The 22,137-nt window shown below is 61.8% G+C and carries 22 protein-coding genes; 15 read left to right on the top strand and 7 right to left on the bottom strand.

Going from position 1 to position 22,137, the window contains the following annotated elements; genetic code table 11:
* The first annotated feature begins 2 nt into the window (after window positions 1-2).
* The 4 genes from RVM27_RS01510 to RVM27_RS01495 all read left to right on the top strand — a co-directional run bounded on the left by RVM27_RS01510 (window position 3) and on the right by RVM27_RS01495 (window position 2,587).
* Entirely contained in the window at window positions 3-521 is a 519-nt protein-coding gene (locus RVM27_RS01510; RefSeq protein ID WP_016913647.1) for an FKBP-type peptidyl-prolyl cis-trans isomerase, read from the top strand.
* 125 nt (window positions 522-646) lie between these two features.
* On the top strand, window positions 647-772 hold the full coding sequence (gene ccoM, locus RVM27_RS01505; RefSeq protein WP_016913649.1) for a cytochrome c oxidase subunit CcoM: 126 nt from the start codon (window positions 647-649) through the stop codon (window positions 770-772).
* Between the two features lie 190 nt (window positions 773-962).
* Entirely contained in the window at window positions 963-1,472 is a 510-nt protein-coding gene (locus tag RVM27_RS01500) for a hypothetical protein (protein ID WP_498957213.1), read from the top strand.
* Between the two features lie 65 nt (window positions 1,473-1,537).
* Entirely contained in the window at window positions 1,538-2,587 is a 1,050-nt protein-coding gene (locus tag RVM27_RS01495) for a GGDEF domain-containing protein (RefSeq protein WP_498957738.1), read from the top strand.
* Here RVM27_RS01495 and RVM27_RS01490 read toward each other — a convergent pair.
* Entirely contained in the window at window positions 2,541-2,735 is a 195-nt protein-coding gene (locus RVM27_RS01490; RefSeq protein WP_498957212.1) for a globin family protein, read from the bottom strand. The two genes, RVM27_RS01495 and RVM27_RS01490, sit on opposite strands and share 47 nt — an antisense overlap.
* 197 nt (window positions 2,736-2,932) lie before the next feature.
* On the opposite strand from RVM27_RS01490, the gene RVM27_RS01485 reads away from it, so the two are divergent.
* Entirely contained in the window at window positions 2,933-3,274 is a 342-nt protein-coding gene (locus tag RVM27_RS01485; RefSeq protein WP_287804333.1) for a hypothetical protein, read from the top strand.
* Between the two features lie 6 nt (window positions 3,275-3,280).
* The gene (locus RVM27_RS01480; RefSeq protein ID WP_287804335.1) at window positions 3,281-4,510 is read left to right on the top strand and encodes a PqqD family protein; all 1,230 of its coding nucleotides are present in this window, start codon (window positions 3,281-3,283) and stop codon (window positions 4,508-4,510) included.
* 4 nt (window positions 4,511-4,514) lie between these two features.
* On the opposite strand, the gene RVM27_RS01475 is transcribed toward RVM27_RS01480, so the two are convergent.
* Window positions 4,515-5,048, bottom strand: coding sequence for a transglycosylase SLT domain-containing protein (locus RVM27_RS01475; protein WP_287804337.1), 534 nt, complete (start codon window positions 5,046-5,048; stop codon window positions 4,515-4,517).
* A 37-nt stretch (window positions 5,049-5,085) separates the two neighbouring features.
* Window positions 5,086-6,816 (bottom strand): proline--tRNA ligase, encoded by a 1,731-nt coding sequence (locus RVM27_RS01470; protein ID WP_287804339.1) that lies wholly within the window; start codon window positions 6,814-6,816, stop codon window positions 5,086-5,088.
* A 251-nt stretch (window positions 6,817-7,067) separates the two neighbouring features.
* Between RVM27_RS01470 and RVM27_RS01465 the strand changes: the two genes are divergently transcribed.
* The gene (locus RVM27_RS01465) at window positions 7,068-7,517 is read left to right on the top strand and encodes a hypothetical protein (protein WP_016913658.1); all 450 of its coding nucleotides are present in this window, start codon (window positions 7,068-7,070) and stop codon (window positions 7,515-7,517) included.
* A 57-nt stretch (window positions 7,518-7,574) separates the two neighbouring features.
* On the opposite strand, the gene RVM27_RS01460 is transcribed toward RVM27_RS01465, so the two are convergent.
* Window positions 7,575-8,801 (bottom strand): benzoate/H(+) symporter BenE family transporter, encoded by a 1,227-nt coding sequence (locus RVM27_RS01460; protein ID WP_498957210.1) that lies wholly within the window; start codon window positions 8,799-8,801, stop codon window positions 7,575-7,577.
* Window positions 8,802-8,948: 147 nt separating this feature from the next.
* On the opposite strand from RVM27_RS01460, the gene RVM27_RS01455 reads away from it, so the two are divergent.
* A complete protein-coding gene (locus RVM27_RS01455; protein WP_016913660.1) occupies window positions 8,949-9,536 on the top strand; it encodes a helix-turn-helix domain-containing protein in 588 nt (195 codons plus the stop codon).
* Here the strand turns inward: RVM27_RS01455 and nfo are convergent.
* Together nfo and RVM27_RS01445 are read right to left on the bottom strand one after the other, a co-directional pair.
* Window positions 9,506-10,366, bottom strand: coding sequence for a deoxyribonuclease IV (nfo, locus tag RVM27_RS01450; protein WP_498957209.1), 861 nt, complete (start codon window positions 10,364-10,366; stop codon window positions 9,506-9,508). The genes RVM27_RS01455 and nfo overlap by 31 nt on opposite strands.
* Window positions 10,367-10,368: 2 nt before the next feature.
* A complete protein-coding gene (locus tag RVM27_RS01445; RefSeq protein WP_498957208.1) occupies window positions 10,369-11,133 on the bottom strand; it encodes a PI-PLC domain-containing protein in 765 nt (254 codons plus the stop codon).
* A 244-nt stretch (window positions 11,134-11,377) separates the two neighbouring features.
* Between RVM27_RS01445 and RVM27_RS01440 the strand changes: the two genes are divergently transcribed.
* Window positions 11,378-12,355 (top strand): NADPH:quinone reductase, encoded by a 978-nt coding sequence (locus tag RVM27_RS01440; protein ID WP_039178320.1) that lies wholly within the window; start codon window positions 11,378-11,380, stop codon window positions 12,353-12,355.
* Between the two features lie 21 nt (window positions 12,356-12,376).
* Here the strand turns inward: RVM27_RS01440 and RVM27_RS01435 are convergent, their stop codons facing one another.
* Entirely contained in the window at window positions 12,377-13,273 is an 897-nt protein-coding gene (locus tag RVM27_RS01435) for a MurR/RpiR family transcriptional regulator (protein ID WP_287804349.1), read from the bottom strand.
* A 180-nt stretch (window positions 13,274-13,453) separates the two neighbouring features.
* On the opposite strand from RVM27_RS01435, the gene RVM27_RS01430 reads away from it, so the two are divergent.
* From RVM27_RS01430 to glpK, 6 genes are all read left to right on the top strand, one after another.
* Complete coding sequence (locus RVM27_RS01430; RefSeq protein WP_287804351.1) at window positions 13,454-14,263, top strand: enoyl-CoA hydratase/isomerase family protein; 810 nt, start codon at window positions 13,454-13,456, stop codon at window positions 14,261-14,263.
* 55 nt (window positions 14,264-14,318) lie between these two features.
* Entirely contained in the window at window positions 14,319-16,490 is a 2,172-nt protein-coding gene (locus RVM27_RS01425) for an acetate--CoA ligase family protein (RefSeq protein WP_498957207.1), read from the top strand.
* Window positions 16,487-17,296 (top strand): Clp protease/crotonase-like domain-containing protein, encoded by an 810-nt coding sequence (locus tag RVM27_RS01420; RefSeq protein WP_498957206.1) that lies wholly within the window; start codon window positions 16,487-16,489, stop codon window positions 17,294-17,296. The genes RVM27_RS01425 and RVM27_RS01420 overlap by 4 nt, the downstream gene beginning before the upstream one ends.
* Window positions 17,297-17,478: 182 nt before the next feature.
* Window positions 17,479-19,308: an SLC13 family permease gene (locus tag RVM27_RS01415; RefSeq protein ID WP_096923092.1), complete on the top strand. Its 1,830-nt coding sequence runs from the start codon at window positions 17,479-17,481 to the stop codon at window positions 19,306-19,308.
* 103 nt (window positions 19,309-19,411) lie between these two features.
* Window positions 19,412-20,170 (top strand): DeoR/GlpR family transcriptional regulator, encoded by a 759-nt coding sequence (locus RVM27_RS01410; protein ID WP_016913669.1) that lies wholly within the window; start codon window positions 19,412-19,414, stop codon window positions 20,168-20,170.
* 135 nt (window positions 20,171-20,305) lie between these two features.
* Window positions 20,306-21,790 (top strand): glycerol kinase GlpK, encoded by a 1,485-nt coding sequence (gene glpK, locus RVM27_RS01405; protein ID WP_096923091.1) that lies wholly within the window; start codon window positions 20,306-20,308, stop codon window positions 21,788-21,790.
* Window positions 21,791-22,137: the final 347 nt, after the last annotated feature.

Here is a 22,137-nt window from a genome sequence, read left to right as displayed (position 1 = left end):
CCATGTCGATTACCGCCCATCAGGTCGTCACTTTGCATTATGTCCTCAGCGACGTGCTCAGCGATGGCAGTACCCGTGTGCTGGACGACTCCCGCGCGCGTGAACAGCCCCTGGAGTACCTGCATGGCCACGATAATATTCTGCCTGGCCTGGAGCGTGACCTGGAAGGGCGCTCTGCTGGCGATGAGCTGCGGGTCACCTTGACCCCGGCAGACGCTTATGGCGTTCGCAATGAAGCGCTGGTGCAAGAGGTGAGCCGAGCATCGTTTGGCAGCGCGGAGCTTGCACCGGGCAGCCGTTTTCAAACCGAAGGCGAGGCCGGTCCGCAGATCGTCACCGTACTGAGTGTCGAGGGCGATAGCGTGACCGTGGATACCAATCACCCGCTGGCCGGACACACGCTGCGCTACCACGTGACGCTGCTGGACGTGCGCGAGGCGACCCGCGCCGAATTGGCCAAAGGCCATCCGCTGCCGCCGGGTACCGAGCACAGCAAGGTCGAAGACCGCAAAGTGCTCTAAAACTGACCTATATCAAGTTCGCGACGCCCCATAGTGCGGTGGTTTTCAAAGGTTGACCCAGGTCAGTTTTCCCCTGCTCGAAACCCGTACGATGGCCTCATACATCACGGCGGGAGGGGAACATCATGTACTGGGACGATGCAGTCATTTTCGGCTTGGTAACTGTCGCATTGGTGATCGCGTTTATGGTGGGCTGGGTTGGCTTCGTGGTGCGTGATCATCTACGCAAGGATGAACGCAAGAAGCCTTGATCCAGCAGGCTGTAGCAGTCGTCAGGGGAGGGGGTTTACATGGTAAGTGTAAACTTCCTTTTGTTTACCACTGGGCTTACTTTTTTTATGCCTGTGGTAAATTAGTTGACAGCCGTTGAAGGGTTTTGGCCTGATGCTCTGGTAAAGTGTCCTTCATTGAACGCATCCCCTTACCAGGAACCGATCGGCCATGAACACTGTGCTGCCACGTACTGCTGTAACGCCTCTCACTCCCTTGAAATGCTTCCACACGATGGTGTTTGGACTGCTCTTGGCCCTGTGTGCTCCGGCTCTGGCTCAGGCACAGGCGTTGAACCTGATCAATGGGGATACCACCCAGAAAATCGCCATCAGTGACTTGCGTGAGCAGCCCAATACCACCTTTACCGTTTATGACCCCTATCAGGGGCGTGATGTGGAAATGCGTGGGATCCCATTCCGTGAGTTTCTGGTGGAGCACTTTGGTGCGGTGCCTCCGCAGCTGCATTTCACGGCCTGGGACGATTACGAAGTGAGCCTGGGGGGCTGGGACAATCCGGTCTGGTATCTGGTCACCGTGGAAGATGGTGAGCCGCTGACGCTGCGCTCCCGGGGCCCGGTGCGTCTGGTGGAGCGTGAATACTCTGGCCGTGATACCGAAAACCTGCGTGAGTTTAACGACTGGGTCTGGATGATTCGCAGCATCGAGGTGCAGTGGTGAGTGCAGCGCCACCAGGAGATCCCAAACGTCGCCCTCGCTACATAACGTGGCTCTCCTTGAGCTTGATGAGTTTCATGGGCTTGATGGTATTGATCGTCTATGAGTCTCGTTGGGTCTACCCGGAAATCCAGGCCTACTTCAGTCAAACCGGCAGCCTGACCGGGCAGCAGCTGGCGACTCGGGCGAGAGGCTACGTGCAGAGCGCCCAAGAGTCGCTGCTGGTGGCGACGTCTCCGCTGGACATCAGCGAGGCCAACCATGCGCTGGATCTCGCCTATGGGCTTTTCGATGTCAGTGTATACCGTCAGAACTACTCCTGTACCCTGCCCAGCTTGGCACTGGTCGACGAGATGACCGAACGCCTGGAACAACAGCAGATCGAACCCATCGATGCGGCTCATGCGCTGTTCATCGTCGTGGACTGTTTGACGCGCATTGAAATGCACCAGCTGGATCTGCGCGGTAGCGTCATCAATGACTTTTCCGAAAGCACCCGACGCCACAACCAGGTATTGACCTACTCCAGTCTGCTGATCTTCGTGCTGGGCCTGGTGTTTTGGGCGATGCATGAGCGGCAGCTGCGTCAGACGGAACACGCCACTGCCGAAAAGCTGGACTGGATGGCCCGCGCCATGCGCGACCCGCTCACGGGGGTCGGAAATCGCAGTGCACTGCATCAGGACGTGGTGAGTCGCGAGGGTGAGTCGCTGGGACTGATCCTGATCGACATCGATTTTTTCAAGCAGTACAACGATGCGCTGGGGCATCCTCAGGGCGACCGACTGTTGCGCCAACTGGCAAGCATGATCGAGCAGGCGCTGGGGCTGACGGCCCAGCTTTATCGATTGGGAGGCGATGAGTTTGCGGCGTTGCTACCGTGCCCTTCCAATAGCGTACTGGCACAGCAGTGCGAAGCGCTTCAGGCGGCGCTCGATGCGGCCGAGTACCCGCATCCCGCTCACCCGGATAAAAAGCGCGTGACGCTTAGCGTTGGCGCCACGCGTTTCATTGCCATGGCAACGGCCTTTGCCGGTGCCTACGAAGCGGCGGATAAAGCCCTGTACCAGGTCAAGACCGCCGGACGTGATGGCTGGCAGATGACTGCAGGCGCATGACGTCGGCATACATGGGGGCCAGGCGGCCCAGCATGTCGTTACGTGCGGCTAGCGGTATCCCTTCCTCCATCATGGCCTCGTTCAAACACTCTACTACTCGGTTGAAGTGAGCATCGGTGATGCCCATGGTCTGGTGAGCACGGTCCATGGGCGGGCCTTCGAGGCTCGAATGATCGCTTGGATTGGTGTCCACCAATGCTGGGCAAGATCAACCCTGAAAGGTAAAAAAGAGTAAACAATGGGGAAGTCGGTATGGGTATCTGGTGTCGGTGGGTCGCCTTGGCTAGAGTAATTTGAGAAACAGTGTTCGTTAACTTGAAGATCATCTTGACGAGGAGAACCACCATGTCCCATGAAACCGAAGAGGTGTTGCAGAAGCGCCGCTCGCGCCGCCAGGTACTGGCCAGCCTTGGGCTGGGTGCCGCAGCGCTTTATGTCGCCCCTACGTTCCTGTCGATGGGACAGGCAGAAGCGCGTGGTCGCCGCTCACGTCACAGCTACTCGCGGCCCAGCTACTCGCGGCCCAGCTATTCACGCCCTCGGCACAAGCATCATGCCCATCGTGATGAGCGTTACTACCGTCCCTATGATCGTCGCCGGGCTGGCTATTCACGCCCGCATCGATCCCGCTGGGAGCGTGATGGCGTCATCGAAATCCGCCTTAGTCGCGTGCTGCCCAGGTGGTAACCGGTCATGGCCATCCCTAATGAGCACGACTACCATCTGACCAGTATTGGCCCCTGCCTGCGCCTGGTAGAGGCGGAGGAGCTCTTGCCCGTGTTGCAGCAGGCGATGCCAGGCTGGCCCATCGAACGCTGCTCGGCGTTGCCGGAAATCCCCGAAATCTGCGTTTGGCAGCACCCCGACGGCTACTGGCAGGAAGCTCCCGCGCTGCCCCAAGGTGTCTTGTTGGACACTGATGTCGGCACTGCCTGTAGCGTCGTCGCCGATTTGGCCGGGGCGTTCCTGCATCGCCACCCTGAGCTGGTGGGCTTGCACTGTGGCTCGGTGGAGCTCAACGGGCAGCTGGTGATTTTTCCCGATGCCCACCGTGCTGGAAAAAGTACCTTGACCTCGGCATTTGCTGCCGCAGGCTGCCGTGTATTCGGGGATGATGTGCTGGCGCTCACTCCTGACGGTGAAGGCATCGCGCTTGGCGTGGCGCCGCGTTTGCGGTTACCGGTCCCGGAGGCCTTGTCGGTAGATTTTCAGCACTTCGTGGCCTGCCATCTTGGTCCTTTCGACGACCGTTACGGTTATCTGAACTTGTCGAGTTCCCAACTGGCAGCCCATGGCGACCGCTCCCCGCTGGGGGCCGTGCTGCTCATCGACCGAGACTCCACGTTGACGGCCCCCCAACTGACACGCCTGCAGCCCGGCGATGGCCTGTGGCAGTTGTTGCAACAGAACTTTGCCGAGCACGAGTCGGATCAGGCGCTGATGGATCGCTTCCTGCCGCTACTGCAGCGGCTACCGTGCTTTCTGCTGCGATACTCGGATGCTTATGAGGCAGCCCTGTGGCTGGCACAGTGCTGGGAGGGTCAGCCGTTCTCTGCAGATCGGCAGCAGGGGCAATCGGTGGCAAGTGCTGAACGGGCGGAGGTACCGGCGCTGCCCTTGGACGACGCCCGCTACTGGCACACCAGCCCGGCGGCCTTCGAGTGGTCGCTGGGCGATGAGCTGTTCGTGATTGGCCAGAACGGGGGTGATATTCATCGAATGAACGCGACCAGCCGCGCAGTATGGGCTCTATTGCAGCATGAGCCGATGAACCTGCAGGAATTGAGTGAGACGCTCGTGGCGTTCTTCGAAGGGGCGTCGCTGCTGCAGGTAACGCGTGACGTGGCACAGTTGCTGGCCAATCTGGCTAAGGCGGGCTTGCTGCACAGCGTTGAAGCAGAGGTTGACAGGGTGACTGAGTGACCGGCTAACGCCAATGGTCGCGCCAGGCCTTCAATACCCGCTCGGGGTACCAGGTTTGCCCGAGGCTGCCGTTGTAGCGAGCCAGAGCGCGGGTGAAGTCACCCCGCTCAACGGCAAGGTAGTGAGCCAGAATGGTGCTGCCGTAGCGCAGATTTCGGTTGGGTTCGGTCAGGTCGTCCATGGGCAGGCCCAGCTCGGCGACCCAGAAGGGCATGATCTGCATCAGCCCAACGGCCCCCGCCGAAGAAACGGCATCTGCCTTGAAGGCGCTCTCTACCTGAATCAGCGCCAGCACGAGGTCGGGGGGCAGGCCGGCCAGATGGGCCTCCTGATACACCCGCGTCAGCAAGGCCATCCGCATGTCTGGGTCATTCATGAAACGCGACAGTGGCGCATCCTGACGGGTGCGCCACTGTTGAAGTTTCCACTGGTGATAGGGCGTTTGCAGCGCGGCTGCATCGAGGGTCGAACGCAGCGGGGGCTCCGCTGCGTTTACCGTGAGGGCGCTGCTGAGTCCCAGCACTGCGAGCCCCAGCATCAGGGCTCGCACCAGGCCGTACCGCATGAGGGGCCGATCAGCCCTGTGCCAGGCCCGCTTTGTCACGCAGGAACTCGACGATCGTGTCGGCGGGTACCATGGTGGCGTCGCTGTCGCGGCGGCCCCTGTACTCCAGCTCGCCGTTGTCCAGACCACGGTCGCCGATCACCAGGCGGTGCGGCACGCCCATCAGTTCCAGGTCGGCGAACTTGACGCCGGGACGAGTGTCGCGGTCATCCAGCAGCACGTCCAGACCTGCCGCCGTGAGTGCCTGGTAGAGGCGCTCAGACTCTTCACGCACCCGCTGAGACTTGTGGGCGTTCATGGGCACCAGCGCTACCTGGAAAGGCGCGATGGCGTTGGGCCAGATGATGCCTGCATCGTCGTGGTTCTGCTCGATGGCAGCGGCAACCACACGGGTCACGCCAATGCCGTAGCAGCCCATGAACGGGTGGCTGGTCTTGCCGTTGTCGCCCAGTACGCTGGCATTCATGGCCTGGGAGTACTTCTGGCCCAGCTGGAACACATGACCCACTTCGATACCGCGTTTGATCAGCAGGGTGCCTTGACCATCCGGCGAGGGGTCGCCCTCTACCACGCTGCGCAGGTCGGCGACCTGGGGCAGGGGGGCGTCGCGCTCCCAGTTGATACCGAAGTAGTGCTTGCCATCGACGTTGGCGCCCGCGCCGAAGTCGCTCATCAGCGCCACGCTGCGGTCGATGATGATCGGCATGTCAAGGCCCACGGGGCCCAGGGAGCCCGGGCCGGCTCCTACTGCTGCACGAATCTCTTCTTCGCTGGCCATGGTCAGGGGTGCCTTGACCTGCGGCAGGTTCTCTGCCTTGACCTCGTTCAGCGCGTGATCGCCACGCACCAGCAGAGCAATCAGGCCACCTTCTGCGGCGTGGACCATCAGCGTCTTGAGGGTCTTTTCGATAGGCAGGTTGAACTGTTCGACCAGGGCGGCAATGGTCTTGGCATCGGGGGTGTCGACCAGACGCATCTCTTCGCTGGGCGCGCTGCGCTCTACCTGACTGCCCAACGGGGCGGGCAGGGCTTCGGCTTTTTCGATGTTGGCGGCGTAGTCGGAAGCGTTGGAGAAGACGATATCGTCTTCGCCGGAGTCGGCCAGCACATGGAACTCATGAGAGCCGGTGCCACCGATGGAGCCGTTATCGGCAATCACCGGGCGGAAGTCGAGCCCCAGGCGCGTGAAGATGCGCGTGTAGGCATCGTACATGGCCTGATAGGTCTCTTTCATCGACGCTTCATCGAGATGGAAAGAGTAGGCATCCTTCATGATGAACTCACGCGAGCGCATCACGCCGAAACGGGGGCGAATTTCATCGCGGAACTTGGTCTGAATCTGGTAGAAGTTCACCGGCAGCTGCTTGTAGCTGGAAATTTCCCGGCGCACCAGGTCCGTGATGACCTCTTCATGGGTGGGGCCCACGCAGTAGTCGCGGTCGTGGCGGTCCGTCAGGCGCAGCAGCTCGGGGCCGTACTGCTCCCAGCGGCCCGACTCCTGCCACAGGTCGGCGGGCTGTACGGCGGGCATCAGTACTTCCTGGGCTCCGGCGCGGTTCATCTCTTCACGCACGATGGCTTCGACCTTGCGCAGCGTGCGCAGGCCCAGCGGCAGCCAGGTATACAGGCCCGAGGTCAGACGGCGAATCATACCGGCGCGCAGCATTAACTGGTGGCTGATGACTTCAGCGTCGGCCGGGGTTTCTTTCAAGGTGGCGATCAATAGTTGGCTGGCGCGCATGGGCGTGAGCATTCCTTGGGTTGTCGATGGTGCTGAGTATGAGAAGCGCGTTGCGCTTAATCCAGCGTTGAAAGCGGCATTGTACGGCCAAGCGGGGAAGGCGGCAAAATCCTGTGTAGACGTCAGGGCGTGTGCTTAGCACGAAATATGCTAAACTCGACCCGTTTTGTAACGCGATAGCCTGCGCCTATAACAAGCGTGTCACTTCATATGATGGCTATCGTTACATTGAAAATTCCGAGGGAACCTCCATGCAGCAAGCAGTGCGCCGTTGGTTGACGGGGGCGGTCGTTGGTGTCTCCATTGTGGCATTGAGTGGGTGCGGTACGCTTTTCTATCCGGAACGCAAAGGCCAGCTGAGCGGTGATGTCGACCCCGTGGTCGCCATTGCCAATAGCGTTGGCCTGCTGTTCTTCATCGTGCCGGGCGTGATCGCCTACGCAGTGGACTTCTCCAACGGCACTATCTACCTGCCCAGCGAGAACAGTGCGTCCGTGGATATTCATCATCTCGACGATGCCATGGACGTGGCCTCGCTGGAGAAGTTGCTGTCCGACAAGGCCGGTCAGCCGGTAACGCTGGAGAACGAGCTGCTGGTCATCGAAGAGATGAGCAGTCTGGATGAAGCGCTGGCCATGGTGCGCATGTCCGGCGTGTTCGATGAAGAGCGCCTGGCCAACATGGAACCAGCGGTGATGTAACCACCGTACACCGCTGGCCGATAGACGCCCTGCCATCCACGATGGCGAGGCGTTTTTTTAGCGATCCTTCTGGTGCGCGCGGGCGTTGAATGTGCCGATCTTGAGTACCACAAGCCCCGCCACCAGGCCCCAGAAAGCCCCGCCCAGTCCCAGTAGCGTCACGCCGGAACCGGTGAGCAGGAAGGTCACGATGGCGGCATCGCGCTGTTCGCTCTTCTCGAAAGCGCCCGCCAGGCCCGTGCCCAGCGTGCTCAGCAGGGCAATGCCCGCCAGTGCCATCACCAGAACGCTAGGCAAGGCGCTGAACACCCCGGTTACGGTGGCTCCGAAGATGCCCATGGCGATATAGAAGACCCCGGCAGCCACCCCGGCGGTGTAGCGCCGCTTAGGGTTGGGGTGGGCGTCTGGGCCCAGGCATACCGCCGCACTGATGGCCGCCATGTTGAGCGCATAGCCGCCAAACGGCGCCAGCAGCAGGGTAGCGCCACCGGTCCAGGTGATCAGCGGTGAGCTGTTGGGGCGATAGCCTGCGGCCCGTAAGACGGCCACGGCGGGCAGGTTCTGGGTCGCCATGGTGATGACGAACAGCGGAATGCCGATGCTGATCAGCGTCATCGGGTTGAATACCGGGGCGGTAAAGACCGGCAGCGTAGGCGCCAGCGGGATCGGCTGGGTCGAGATCTGGCCTTGCCACAGGGCCAGCCCCACGCCCACCAGCAGGACTCCCGGCACCGCCAGTGAGGGCCAGCAGCGCCGCCCCGCAACCCAGGCGGCCAGCATGGCCAGCGGCAGCAGCCACTGGCTTTCCATGACGTTGAACAGCTCCAGCCCGAAACGCAGCAGAATGCCCGCCAGCAGGGCCGAGGCGATGGCGCCGGGAATATGGCGCATCAAACGCTCGAACAGCCCGGTGACACCGCACAGCGTGATCAACAGCGCCGAAAACAGAAACGCGCCGATGGCTTCTTCGATGGGAATTCCCGGCAGGCTGGTGGCCAGAAAGGCGGCTCCCGGCGTCGACCAGGCGGTCAGCAGCGGCATGCGGTAACGCAGCGAAAGCCCCAGCGAGGTGATGCCCATGCCGATGCCCAGCGCCCATAGCCAGGAGCTGATCTGGGCCGTGGAGGCGCCCGCAGCGGCGGCCGCCTGGAAAATGATCGCAGCGGAGCTGGTATAGCCGATGATGACGGCGACGAAACCGGCAATCAGCGTAGACAGGCTCATGTCCCGCCATAGATGAGGCGAGTCAGATGATGAAGAGGGCAGCGTCGTTGGCGTGTCCATGGGTGGCTCCCACGTGGTTATGTTGAGCGTGCGCTATAACGCACGGATGGTCACGCTAACATTGTGCGTTATGACGCACAACTATTTTCTGGCATGATAGTCATCCGACCAACCCCGCTATCTGAATCCGACCGTCAGGAGAGTCGCATGGCTTTAACGCCGCATACCATTGCCGAGCATATTTCAGGAACGGTGAAGCAGCTGCGCAAGGAGCGGGGCTGGAGCCTCGATCGCGCGGCCAGTGAAACCGGGGTCAGCAAGGCGATGCTGGGGCAGATCGAACGTGGGGAGTCGAGCCCCACGGTGGCCACCTTGTGGAAGATCGCCAGCGGGTTTCGGGTGTCGTTTTCTACCCTGTTCGACAGTGACAAGCCCGCGCTGGGCGAGCTGCATCGGGATGGGTGGGAGTCGGTGTGGGGGGATGACAGCGCGGGCATGCAGGCGCGCCTGCTGTTCCCCTACGACCCCCTGCTGGGGTTCGAGATGTTCCTGATCGAGTTGGCCCCGGGGGCCATGAGCGAATCCACGGCCCATGCCAGCGGCGTGGTGGAGCACATCGTGGTGGTGGAAGGCGAGATGGAGCTGCGCATCGACGAGCGCTGGCAAACCCTGGGTGTTGGCGAGGGGCTGCGCTTTTTCGCGGACCGGCCCCACGCCATGCGCAACAACGGTACGTCGCGGTTACGCTTTCACGATGTGATTCACTACCTGCCGGGGGCGGCCTCGGGGGCTTGAGCGCGTAGCCAATTCAGCTCTTCGGCCCAGATCTCGGGCTCGATGGTTTCGAGAATCATGGGAATACCATCGATGCGCGCATCCTGCATGATCGTGGTGAAGGCCGCCAGACCAATGTTGCCTTGCCCCAGGCTGTGGTGCCGATCCACACGGCTGGCGAAGGCGCTTTTGGCATCGTTGAGGTGCATGCCGCACAGATATTCGAACCCCACCACGCTGCCCAGTTCGTCCAGCGTGGCGCGGGTCGCTTCGGCGCTGCGCAGGTCGTAGCCTGCGGCAAAGGCGTGGCAGGTGTCGATGCAAACGCCGACCCGGCGCTTGTCGTCCACCTGCTCGATGATGCTGGCCAGATGTTCGAAGCGCCAGCCCAGGTTGGTGCCCTGGCCTGCGGTGTTTTCGATGACCGCGGTCACGCCCTGAGTGGCATCCAGAGCCAGGTTGATGGATTCGGCAATGCGCGACAGGCAGTCGGCTTCGCTGATCTTGTTCAAATGGCTGCCGGGGTGGAAGTTCAGCAGCGTCAGGCCCAACTGCTCGCAGCGCTGCATCTCATCGATGAAGGCGGCCCGCGACTTGTCGAGGCCCTCCGCCTCAGGGTGCCCCAGATTGATCAGGTAGCTGTCGTGGGGCAGGATCTGCGCTGGCGCGAAGCCATGGATGCGGCACGCCCGCTTGAAGGCTGCGATGGCCTCGTCAGTGAGCGGTTTGCCCTGCCACTGACGCTGGTTTTTGGTAAACAGGGCAAACGCCGTCGCCCCGATCTCCACCGCGCGCTGCACGGCCTGATCAGCGCCACCGGCCGCGCTGACATGGGCACCAAGATACTTCATTGTCATCCTTCTTTTCGGTTGTCGAGATAGCGCTGGAAAGCAGCTGGTTCGTCGGTAATGGCACTGTTGATGCCCCAGGCCCAGCGGCTTTGAAACGCACTGGGATCGTTGGCGGTATAACACAGGATCTGATAGCCATCCCGGCGCATGGCAGCGGCCTGGGTGCGCTTCAGCCGGGGCCAGTGGGGGTGAATGCTGAACGCCTGGATGGCGGCACATTGGGCGCGCCACTGCTTGGGCAAACTGCCGTAAAGCGCGCCCAGGGCGAGAGCTTCTCGGGGCGCATGCCGACGGCTGTGGGCCAGTGCGGCCCTGTCAAAAGAGGAGACGATGCAGCGCTCGGCAGGTAGCGCTGCCAGCAGCATGGGCAGCACCGCATCGACCAGGGCAATGGGGTCGCGCCCCTTGTTGACCTTGATTTCCAGATTGACGCCCATTTCCAGCTCATTCAGCAGCGCCAGCATGGCCTCCAGGCTGGCCATGCGTTCCCCCGCAAAGCGGTCGCCGAACCAGCTGCCCACATCCAGCGCCTGGGCCTGGCGCCAGGTCATGTTGGCCAGCTCGCCGCGCCCGTCCGAACAGCGGCTCACATCGCTGTCGTGCCAGATCACAGGCGTGCCATCCCCCAGCAGTTGAACATCCAGCTCAACCCAGCGAGCCCCCGCCTGATGAGCGGCGCGCACGGCGGTGAGGGTGTTTTCGGGGGCGGCCGCAGAGTAGCCGCGGTGGGCGATCAGTGTGGGTACTTCAATGGCAGGGTGGGTCATGGACGATCCGTCTTGTGGTGACCAGGCGTGTTATAAAATGGCCCTTAGTCTAGCATGTACCCGTGACAGGCGTGTGTCGGCCAGAGGGTTGGACGACTTGATTTCAGCGCCCCGACACGGTTGGATAGCGAACCCGTGCCGTCCCCGTCATGTGTTTTCATCAAACGGGGCTCAATGCGATCATTCACGGCAAACGATAATTCATAACAAGCGATACCCCATCGCCAATCACAGGAGTTTTTTGATGTCCAAGCGTATTCAATTTTCCACTACCGGTGGCTCCGACGTACTCGAGTGGGCCGAGGTCGAGCCTGTCGCACCGGCTGCCGGTGAAGTCCGTATCGCCAACAAGGCCGTTGGCCTGAACTTCATCGATATCTATTTCCGCACAGGCTTGTACCCGGCCCCCAGCATGCCTTCTGGCCTGGGCACCGAGGGCGCAGGCATCGTCGATGCGGTGGGTGAGGGCGTCACGCATCTCAAGGTAGGTGACCGCGTGGCGTATGCCCAGGGTCCGCTGGGCGCCTACGCCGAGCTGCACACGCTGCCCGCGGCCAAGGTGGTCAAGCTGCCGGATTTCATCGACTTCGAAACGGCGGCGGCCAGTATGCTGAAAGGCTTGACGGTGCAGTACCTGCTGCGTCAAACCCAGCCGCTCAAGGGCGGCGAGACCATTTTGTTCCACGCGGCGGCCGGGGGCGTAGGCTCGATTGCCTGCCAGTGGGCCAAGGCGCTGGGCGTGAAGCTGATCGGCACCGTCAGCTCTCAGGAGAAGGCTGACCTGGCCATGGCCAATGGCGCCTGGGCCACCATCAACTACACCGAAGAGAACGTCGTCGAGCGGGTGCGCGAGCTGACCAACGGTGAAATGTGTGATGTGGTGTACGACTCCGTGGGCAAGGACACCTGGGAGATGTCGCTGGATTGTCTCAAGCCGCGCTCGCTGATGGTCAGCTTTGGTAACGCGTCTGGCCCGGTGGATGGCGTCAATATCGGTATCCTGAATCAAAAGGGAGCGCTGTTCGTCACGCGTCCCAGCCTGAACGGCTATGCGGATACCCGCGAGCGGCTGGAAATGATGTGCGAAGAGTTCTTCGCCATGATCGAAAGCGGCAAGATTCGCATCGATGTCGCCAACCGCTATCCCTTACAGGAAGCAGGCAAGGCCCAGGATGCGCTGCAGAGCCGCAAGACGACCGGCTCGACCATTCTGCTGCCCTGAGTCGCTCGCCTGAGCCGGGGGCTAGTCCACGTCGACATAGGCCCCCAGCTGGCGCATGCGCCGCTCGAAGCTGGCCACGTTATCCACCAGCTGGTCGGGGCCGACGGCCACGCACTCGGCCAGAATCGCTTCGCTGAGCGTGATGGCCGAGAGCAGCGACGGAAAGAAGTGAGGCGTGGCGTTGGCGACGGTGAACGTCACGCTGGCGCCAGGCACCAGCGGTGAGCGCAGGGTGTCGGTGATCACGATGGCCTGCACGCCGTTGGCGCGGGCAATCTCCAGCGCTTTGACCGTTTCGGCGCAGTAAGGCTCGAAGCCGAAAGCCACCACCACGTCCTGTTCGTCGAAGGGCGCCAGCTCCGTCAGGAGCCCGCCCTCCTGTCCGCGAATCAGCGTCACGTCGGGCATGGCGATACGCCCCACGTAGGCAAAGTGGTAGGCGCAAGCAAAGGTATCGCGAAAGCCGATCACGGCCACCCGGCGAGCCGCCAGTATGCGCTCGGCGGCGTCTTTTACCCGCGCTTGGTTATCCGCCGTGAAGAGCCTGCCAATGTTGTCGAAAGCGGCATCACCCACCTCCACGAACAGCGCCTCTTGCGGGTTGCGCACCTGCTGCTTGAGCCGACTGGCACGGCCGCTCAGCTCGACCGGTGCGGCCTGCACCGCCGATTGAAAAACCTCCCGAAACGACTCGTAACTCTCGAAGCCCAGCCGCTTGGCCAGCCGGACCAGAGTGGAAGGCGTCACCGACGCGGACTGGGCCGTTTTACGCACTGACTGAAACGCCATTTCCGTCGGGTGTTCCAGCACATAGCTGGCCGCCCGTTTGAGCTGTGGGCTGAGCGTGGCGTAGTGCTCGGCCAGCTGCCGGTGGACGCTTTCCAGGTCGGGCGCAGGGCGGGTGGCGTGGTCAGGCATGGGGCTCTCTTTGATGAAGTTTAAAACGTTTGTGCCAATGATAAATGTTTTTGTCACGAATGTATTGATTATCCCCCAGCAGTGTCCTATCGTTCGGCAGTACGTTTGTTTCTCTTTTTCTATTTAAAGGAACAATCGTTCCCTTATTTGTTTTTTCCGAACGAGGTTACCAACAGCATCATGTCTGCCGACGCGCCCGCGCTGCCCACCTATGAAACGCTCCTGATCTCTCTGGATGAACACGTGCTGACCCTGCGGTTCAACCGACCCCACCGGCTGAACGCGGTGATTGAAACCCTTTATGAAGAGCTGCTCGACGCCCTGCGCTTTGCCCAGCACGCAGCGCAGGTAAGAGCGGTGATCCTGACCGGAGAGGGGCGCGCCTTTTGTGTCGGCGCGGATATGAAAGCCCATGGCGGCGCCCAGCGCTCGCTGTTTCAGCGGCGGGCTTATCTGCAGTTGGGCAATGATGCCTGTGAAGCCATCGACCAGCTGGGCAAGCCGGTGGTGGCGGCGGTGAATGGCTATGCCTTGGGGGCGGGGGCAGAAATGGCCGTGGCCTGTGATTTCATCGTCATGGCCGAGGATGCCCAGATCGGCTTCCCCGAAACCAGTATTGGCACCTGTGTCGGGGGCGGTGTTTCGAAGCGCCTGCCCCAGTGGGTGGGCCTGGGCCAGGCGCGCCGCCTGCTGTATCTGGGCGACCGCATCGATGGCGTGGAGGCCACTCGGATCGGTCTGGCACTGGCCAACCATCCGGGAGCCGAGCTGATGGCTCAGGCCCAGGCGCTGGCTACTCGGCTGGCCGGGCAGGCGCCGGTCTCCATGGCGATGCTCAAGCCGCTGCTCAATCGCGCCAGCGAAACCAGCATGGAAAGCCAGCTTCAGCAGGAGCTGGACGCCGTGTTTACCTGCTCGATCACCGATGATTGGCAAGAAGGGGTCGATGCCTTTGCCGCACGACGTGCCCCGCGTTTTCAGGGCAAATGAGCCGGCTGCCACCTTGCCATCCTTTTATCGTCCGTTTTGCCCTACAGGTCACGTCATGCACCGCTTCAATGAATCACCCGGCTCCCGCAGCCCGCTGCACACACTGCTTTCCCCAACGGGTATCGCTATCGTCGGTGCCTCTGCCGACCCGACCAAGCGCGGCTACAAAGCCCTGCTGGGGTTGATCAAGGGCGGCTATGAGGGGGCGATCTACCCCATCAACCCCAAGGCGGAGCAGATCCTCGACATTCCGGCCTGGCCCTCACTGGCGGACATGCCGGGTACGCCGGAGCTGGCTCTGCTGTGTACCCCGGCTGCCAGCGTACCGGCGCTGATTGCCGAGTGTGGCCGTCAGGGGATCAAGGGCGCGGTAGTGCTGGCCAGCGGGTTCGGCGAAACCGGGGCGGCAGGGGCTGCCCTGGAGGAAGCGATGATGGCGGCGGCCGAGGCGCATGGGGTGCGCATCATCGGCCCCAACACCTCCGGTCTGTTCAACCTGCATCAGCGCATCAACCTGCTGGACCTGGCCAATGTCAGGGCAGGCGACATCGGTATCGTCTCGCAATCGGGCAATATGCTGCTGGCGCTGGCCCTGGAAGCACAGCATAACGGCCAGGTAGGATTCAGTAGCTATATTGGCCCCGGTAACCAAAGCGACATTGGTTTCAACGACTACCTGCGCTATCTCGGTGAGGACCCGCATACCCGAGTGGCGACCCTGTACGTGGAAGGGTTTCGGGATGGACGGCGCTTTCTGGACGTGGCCCGCCAGGTCACGGCGCACAAGCCGGTGGTGGTGTACAAATCCGGCGCCACCGAGCAGGGGCAAAAAGCGGCCAGCTCGCACACCGGCGCCCTGGCAGGCAGCTACCAAATGACGGTAGACCTGCTGCGTCAGGTGGGTGTCAGCGTGGTGCAGTACTCCGACGAGATCCTGCCTGTTGCTGAAGGCCTGGGGCAGTTGCAGCAGGCGCCCGGCAAGCGGGTCGCGGTGATTTCCGACGGCGGCGGCCAGGCCACCATCGCCGCCGATCGGCTCGCCGAAGCCGGGCTGAGCCTGGCGACGCTGGCACCGTCCACGCGTCACGCTCTGGAAGAGGTGCTGCTTCCCCAAGCGGCGCTGGACAACCCTGTGGATGTGGCGGGCTCCTCGGATGCCTGCCCGTCGCTGCTGGCTCGCTGTGTCGAAATCGTGATGGCCGACCCCGGCGTCGACAGCGTCTTCCTGGTGGGCATGTTTGGTGGCTACAGCCTGCGGTTTTCCGAGTCGCTGGCCGACGACGAGCTGCAGGGGGCAAAGCAACTGCTGGCGTTGGCCCAGGGCAGCGAAAAGCCGTTGGTGGTGTACAGCCTGTACGCGCCCATCAAGCCGCCTGCGCTACGCCACCTGCATGAATCAGGGCTGCCGGTGTATGCCTCCATCGAACACGCGGTCAGGGTGTTGGCGGCGCTGGGCGAGCGAGGCGAGTACCTGACGCAGGTTCGGCGCCTGGAGACGCCCTGGCAGCCCACGGCCAAGGGAGTCGCGCTGCTCGCCGGGGCCCGAGCAGAAGGGCGCGACCTGTTCGAGTTCGAAGCCAAGGCACTGTTGGCCGAACACGGCATTGCCGTGCCACCCCAGTGGTGGGTAAGCCAGGCCGATGAGCTGACATCGGTCATCGAACAGGCAGGCCAGCAGCCCTTGGCCATGAAGGTGGTGTCGCGGGACATTCTGCACAAATCCGATGCGGGCGGCGTCAAGCTCCACCTGAGCGGGGCAGAGGCGCTGCGCGAGGCGTTCCAGGCCATCCAGCACAATGCCCATGCCTACGACCCCCGGGCCCGCTTCGAAGGCGTGCTGGTGAGCCCCATGGCCCAGCCAGGGGTCGAAGTGATCATCGGCATGTTCCGTGACCCGGTATTCGGGCCGGTGGTGATGTTTGGCCTGGGCGGCATTTTCGTGGAGGTGCTGGAAGACGTTGCCTTCCGGGCTCTGCCGCTGAGCGAGCGGGATGCCTACGCCATGGTGGAACAGATCAAGGCGCAGAAAGTCCTCGACGGCGTGCGCGGCGCTGCCGGTGTGGACAAACCGGCCCTGGTGGCTCTGCTGATGCAGGTCTCGCGGCTGGTGGAGGCCTACCCCGAAATTCAGGAACTCGACTTGAACCCCGTGCTGGCCTATCCGCAGGGGCACCCTACCGGGTATGCCATCGTGGATGCCCGCATTATCGTGGAGCGCGACCAATGATGATGACGTTGCCCAGCTTGACCGATGCCACCCTGACGCTGCACGAGCGGGTCGCCACGCTGACCTTGAACCGCCATGACGTGCGCAACGCCTTGACCGGCACGGCACTGGTGGATGACATCCTGGCCACGGCTCGTTGGGTCAATGCTTGCCCAGAGGTATCGGTGCTGGTCATCACAGGAGCAGGCAGCGCCTTCTGTGCAGGCGGCAATGTCAAGGACATGGCCAACCGCAGCGGCGACTTCGCTGGCGACGTGGCAGAAGTCGCCGAGCGTTATCGTCAGGGTATTCAGCGCATGCCGCTGGCGCTTGCCCAGGTGGAAGTGCCGATCATTGCCGCCGTGAATGGTGCGGCCATCGGTGCCGGGTTCGACCTGGCCAATATGGCGGATTTACGTATTGCTTCCCGCAAGGCGAGCTTCGGCGAGACGTTTCTCAATCTGGGCATCATCCCCGGCGATGGCGGTGCCTGGTTCCTGCAGCGCCAGATCGGCTATCAGCGTGCTTTCGAACTGACCCTGTCAGGCCGCGTGATCGATGCCGACGAGGCGCTTGCCTACGGCGTCGTGCTAGAAGTGGTCGAGCCTGAACAGCTCATGGAGGCTACCATGGTCCATGCAGCGCGTCTGGCCAGCCAGCCCCCCAAGGCCACACGCCTGACCAAGCGGCTGATGAAAATGGCACCGGACATGGAGCTGAAAGCCTTTCTGGACGTTTGCGCCGTGTTCCAAGGGCTGTGCCATAACGAGCCAGAGCACCTGGAGGCCGTCGAACGCCTGCTGGCGCGCCTGCATCGCCCAGCCTGACGCTGAACCTGCACCTCCCCCTGGTACGCCTCTAACGCTCGGTTTTGCCGAGCGTTTTGCGGTTCTCTGCGCAGTGAATGACGGTTATCCAGAGGCTGTACGGCATGACTGCGATCGTCTAATGTAATGAGAAGATGGCGGAGGGAGTCGCGCCGCTGTAACGCTCAGGGAGATGGCACTCTATGTCCATGGAAAGTTTGGGGCTTGCGCCCAGCACGTTGGTCTTTGTGGTTCTTGGACTCACCCTGGCGGCGTTTGTCTGGGGGCGCTTTCGCTATGACCTGGTGGCCTTGGCGGCCTTGCTGGGCTCGGTCATGCTGGGGCTGGTACCCGCAGACGATGCGTTCATGGGCTTTGGCCACCCGGCGGTGATCACCGTTGCCGCCGTGCTGGTGCTGAGCCGTGGTTTCGAACGCTCGGGGGTGGTGGACGTCATTGCCAATCAGGTGCTCAAGGTCGGGGAGCGCCTGATGCTGCAGCTGCTGGTGCTGGTGGGCACGGTGGTGCTGTTGTCGGGGGTCATGAACAATGTCGGGGCATTGGCACTGCTGTTGCCGGTGGCCATGCGGCTGGCGCGAGAACACGATACGTCGCCCTCGCTGCTGTTGATGCCGCTGGCGTTTGGCTCGCTGCTGGGCGGCCTGACCACCCTGATCGGTACTCCGCCGAACATCATCATCTCGGCGTATCGTGGCAATATCACGGGCGAAAATTTCGGCATGTTCAGCTTTACGCCCGTGGGTGCTGCGGTGGCGTTGGCGGGTCTGGCCTTCATTGTGCTGGTGGGCTGGCGATTCACCCCCAAACGCAATGCCCAGTCGGCGGGTGATGACATGTTCGACACCGCCAATTACCTGGTCGAACTCAAGGTCAGCGAGGCCTCCAAAGCCAACGGACTGACGCTGCAACAGCTGCGCGACGAGCTGGAAGAGACCATTCCCGTGCTGGCGGTGGTGCGCGACGATGACCGGCGGGCAGGCTACCGTTTCCACGGCGTACTGCGCGAGGGCGATATCCTGCTGCTGGAGGCAGGCCCCGATGAATTGAGGCTGCTGGAAGACAAGGTGGGCCTGAGCGTCATTGCCGAGCCTGACGACGCCGAAGAAGACGAAAGCGACGAGCAAGCGGCGAAGGAGCGCCAGCCCGTCGATACCGAAGGGCTGCAGTTGATCGAGGCGGTGGTGCGCAACGACTCGATGATGGTCAATCGCAGCGTGCGCCAACTGCGCCTGCATCATCAGTTTGGCCTGCATCTGGTGGCGGTGGCCCGTGACGGCGCCCGACTCAAGCAGCGGCTGCGTGACATTCGCTTTCAAACCGGCGACGTCCTGCTGCTGCAGGGCAGTGAAAACGAGATCGCCGACAGCCTGGCCACGCTGGGCTGCCTGCCGCTGGCCAACCGCGAGCTGAACCTGGGCCAGCCGCGCAAACTGCTGCTCTCGATCGGTATTTTCGTGCTGGCCATTATCGCCATGCTGCTTGATCTGCTGCCCGCTGCGGTGGCCATGAGCACGGCGGCGCTGGTGTCGCTGTTGATCGGCGTGCTGCCGCTGCGAGAGGGGTATCAGGCCATCGACGGGCCGGTGATCGTGCTGCTGGCGGCCATGCTGCCCGTGGGTGAAGCGCTGGAAACCAGCGGCGGGGCAGCGATCATTGCCAACGCGCTGCTGACCTTTGGCCTGGAGTGGCCGGTGATCGTCTCCCTGGCGGGACTTTTTCTGCTCTCCATGCTGCTGTCGAACGTGGTCAATAATGCCGCTGCCGCGCTGCTGATGGCGCCCATTGCCGCCAGCCTGGCCAATGGATTCGACGTTTCCCTGGACCCCTTCCTGATGGTGGTGGCCGTCAGCGCCTCTTGTGCCTTCCTCACGCCTATCGGTCATCAGTCCAACACCCTGGTGCTGGGGCCAGGGGGCTACCGCTTTGGTGATTACTGGAAGCTGGGGTTGCCGCTCTCGCTGGTGGTGATGTGCGTGACGATACCGATGATTCTGTGGGTCTGGCCACTATAAGCAATACCTCATCGGCTTTTGGCTATGTTCGCGTGATCGATTATCGAAAATTTTGCTAATCTATTACGCACATGGATCAATCAATAACGAACAGGCCGGGCTTATGAACCAGCAGTATCGCCAGGATGCCATTGTCGAGCTGGTGCGCCAGCATGGTTACATGAGCATCGAGCAACTGACCGAACATTTTGCGGTAACGCCCCAGACCATCCGGCGTGATCTGAATACCCTGGCCAATGATGGGCGCGTCCGGCGCGTGCATGGCGGTGTAGGGGTCGAGTCGAGCACGGTGAACACCGCCTACAGCACGCGCAAGACGCTGCACCTGGAAGAGAAAGAGCGGATTGCCCGCTGCATGGCCCAGCATATTCCTCACCATGCTTCCCTGTTCATCAATATCGGTACCAGCAACGAGATGATTGCCCAGGCGCTGCTGGAGCATCAGGGGCTGGAAATCATCACCAACAACCTGAACGTGGCTGCCATCCTGCAGCACAAGGAAGACTTCACGGTGATCATCGCCGGGGGGCAGGTGCGTTCGCGGGATGGCGGCATCATCGGTGAAGCCACCATCGACTTCATCAATCAGTTCAAGGTGGATTACGGCATCATCGGTATCAGTGGTATCGATGAAGATGGCTCGCTGCTGGAGTTCGACTACCAGGAAGTGCGCGTGGCCCAGGCCATTATCGCCAACTCTCGTCGGGTGTATCTCGCTGCCGACTACTCGAAGTTTCACCGTAACCCGGTGGTGCGTCAGGGCAATCTGTCGCAACTGGATGCGCTGTTCACCGACCGTCGGCCGCCGGAGTCGATTACCCGTCTGCTTACCCAGCACGATGTGGCGCTGCACATCGCCTGACCCAGCGGGAAAGGCGTCGCCACCTTGGCAAGTTTCATACTTGAGCATTGCGAGCCGCTGGCGTAGCCTTGGAGCATAATAAAACGAAACAAAACCGACAAAATCGAAAGAACCCTACAACAAAGTGAACACGATATGTCCTCCTTCATTCTTGCCATCGATCAAGGTACCACCAGCTCTCGTGCCATTCTCTTCGACCGCCAGGGCCAGGTAGCGGCCGTTGCCCAGCAGGAGTTTCCCCAGCACTTTCCCAAGGACGGTTGGATCGAGCACGACCCGGAGGATATCTGGGACTCCGTAGTGGAGACTTGCCGAGAGGTGCTGGCCAAGGCCCAGGTCAGTGCCGAACAGATAGACGGTGTCGGCATCACCAACCAGCGAGAAACCACGGTGGTATGGGATCGCGCCACGGGCAAGCCACTCTATAACGCCATTGTCTGGCAGGATCGGCGCACCTCCGAACGCTGTCAGGCGCTGCGGGACGAGGGCCATACCGAGGCGGTGCAGGCCAAAACCGGCCTGCTGATCGACCCCTATTTCTCTGCCACCAAGCTGGCCTGGATACTCGATCGGGTCGAGGGCGCCCGCGAACGGGCGGCCAAGGGTGAGCTGGCCTTCGGTACCATCGACAGTTTCCTGATCTGGCGCTTGACCGAAGGCCAACAGCACGTCACCGATGCCACCAACGCCTCGCGTACGGCGCTGTTCAATATTCATGAGCAGCGTTGGGACGATGAGCTGCTGGCGCTGTTCGACGTGCCCGCCAACATGCTGCCAGACGTGAAAGACTCCAGCGACGACTTTGGCACGATGGCAGCCCACTGGCTGGGAGCTGCCTTGCCCATCGCCGGGGTTGCGGGTGACCAGCAGGCAGCTCTGGTCGGGCAAGCCTGCTTCAAACCCGGCATGGGCAAAAGCACTTACGGCACGGGCTGTTTCATGATCGTGAATACCGGCGATACGCCGTCGGTTTCCCGCAACCGCCTGCTGACCACCGTGGGTTACCGGATCAACGGCAAGCCCACCTACGCCATGGAGGGCAGTATCTTCGTGGCCGGGGCGACCGTGCAGTGGCTGCGTGACGGACTGAACCTGTTTGCCGACGCCTCGGAAACCGAAGCCTTGGCCCAGAAAACCCGTAGCGGGCACAGCGTGTACCTGGTGCCTGCCTTTACCGGGCTGGGTGCCCCCCATTGGGACCCCAAGGCCCGCGGCGCCATTTTTGGCCTGACTCGGGATACCGGGATCGCCGAAATCGTCGCGGCCGGGCTGCAGGCGGTGTGTTACCAGACTCGAGACCTTCAGCTCTGCATGAACGATGACATGGATGCCGCGCCAGGCAACCTGCGTGTCGATGGCGGCATGGTGAAAAATAGCTGGGTGATGCAGTTTCTGGCCGACATGCTCAACGTGCAGGTGGATCGACCGACGATTCTGGAAACCACGGCGCTGGGGGCGGCGTATCTGGCCGGACTGCGGCTGGGGTGGTACGACACCCTGGAAGAGATCGAACAGCTGTGGCGCTGCGAGAAGAGCTTCACGCCCAGCATGGAGGAGGCGACTCGCGAACAGCTTTATCAGGGCTGGTTGGATGCCGTTTCCCGCGTGCGCTCCACGTAGTCTCTATATCACGCCTATTTGCTGCCTGGATTCAAGCAATAAACGCTGCCCAAACAAGGGTGGCGTTTTTTTATTATGTTTTTTCAGTATTCAGGTTTTTGTTAGCACTCTTACTTGTTTTTCAAGTTTCATTTAAAACAGTCGTTTAACTGCGCTTGTGAAAGTAACCATCAGCACTTTCATGGTTTTGACGTTTCTGTAGTCAAGCTACAACCGCGCCTGCTGCCAAGGGTGCATTGTGAGTATTGCCCCCGTGAACCATAGTGAAGTCATGGATCAGGGCGGTGTCTTGTTATCCCGATACGCCGCAGGGTTCCTTGCTACACACCGAGGCGCTGACGTTTTAC

This window comes from Halomonas sp. KM007 (assembly GCF_050709225.1).
Classification (GTDB): Bacteria; Pseudomonadota; Gammaproteobacteria; order Pseudomonadales; family Halomonadaceae; genus Vreelandella; species Vreelandella hamiltonii.
The sequence above is the reverse complement of the archived record's forward strand: the minus strand, read 5'-3'. Positions and strand labels throughout refer to the sequence as shown.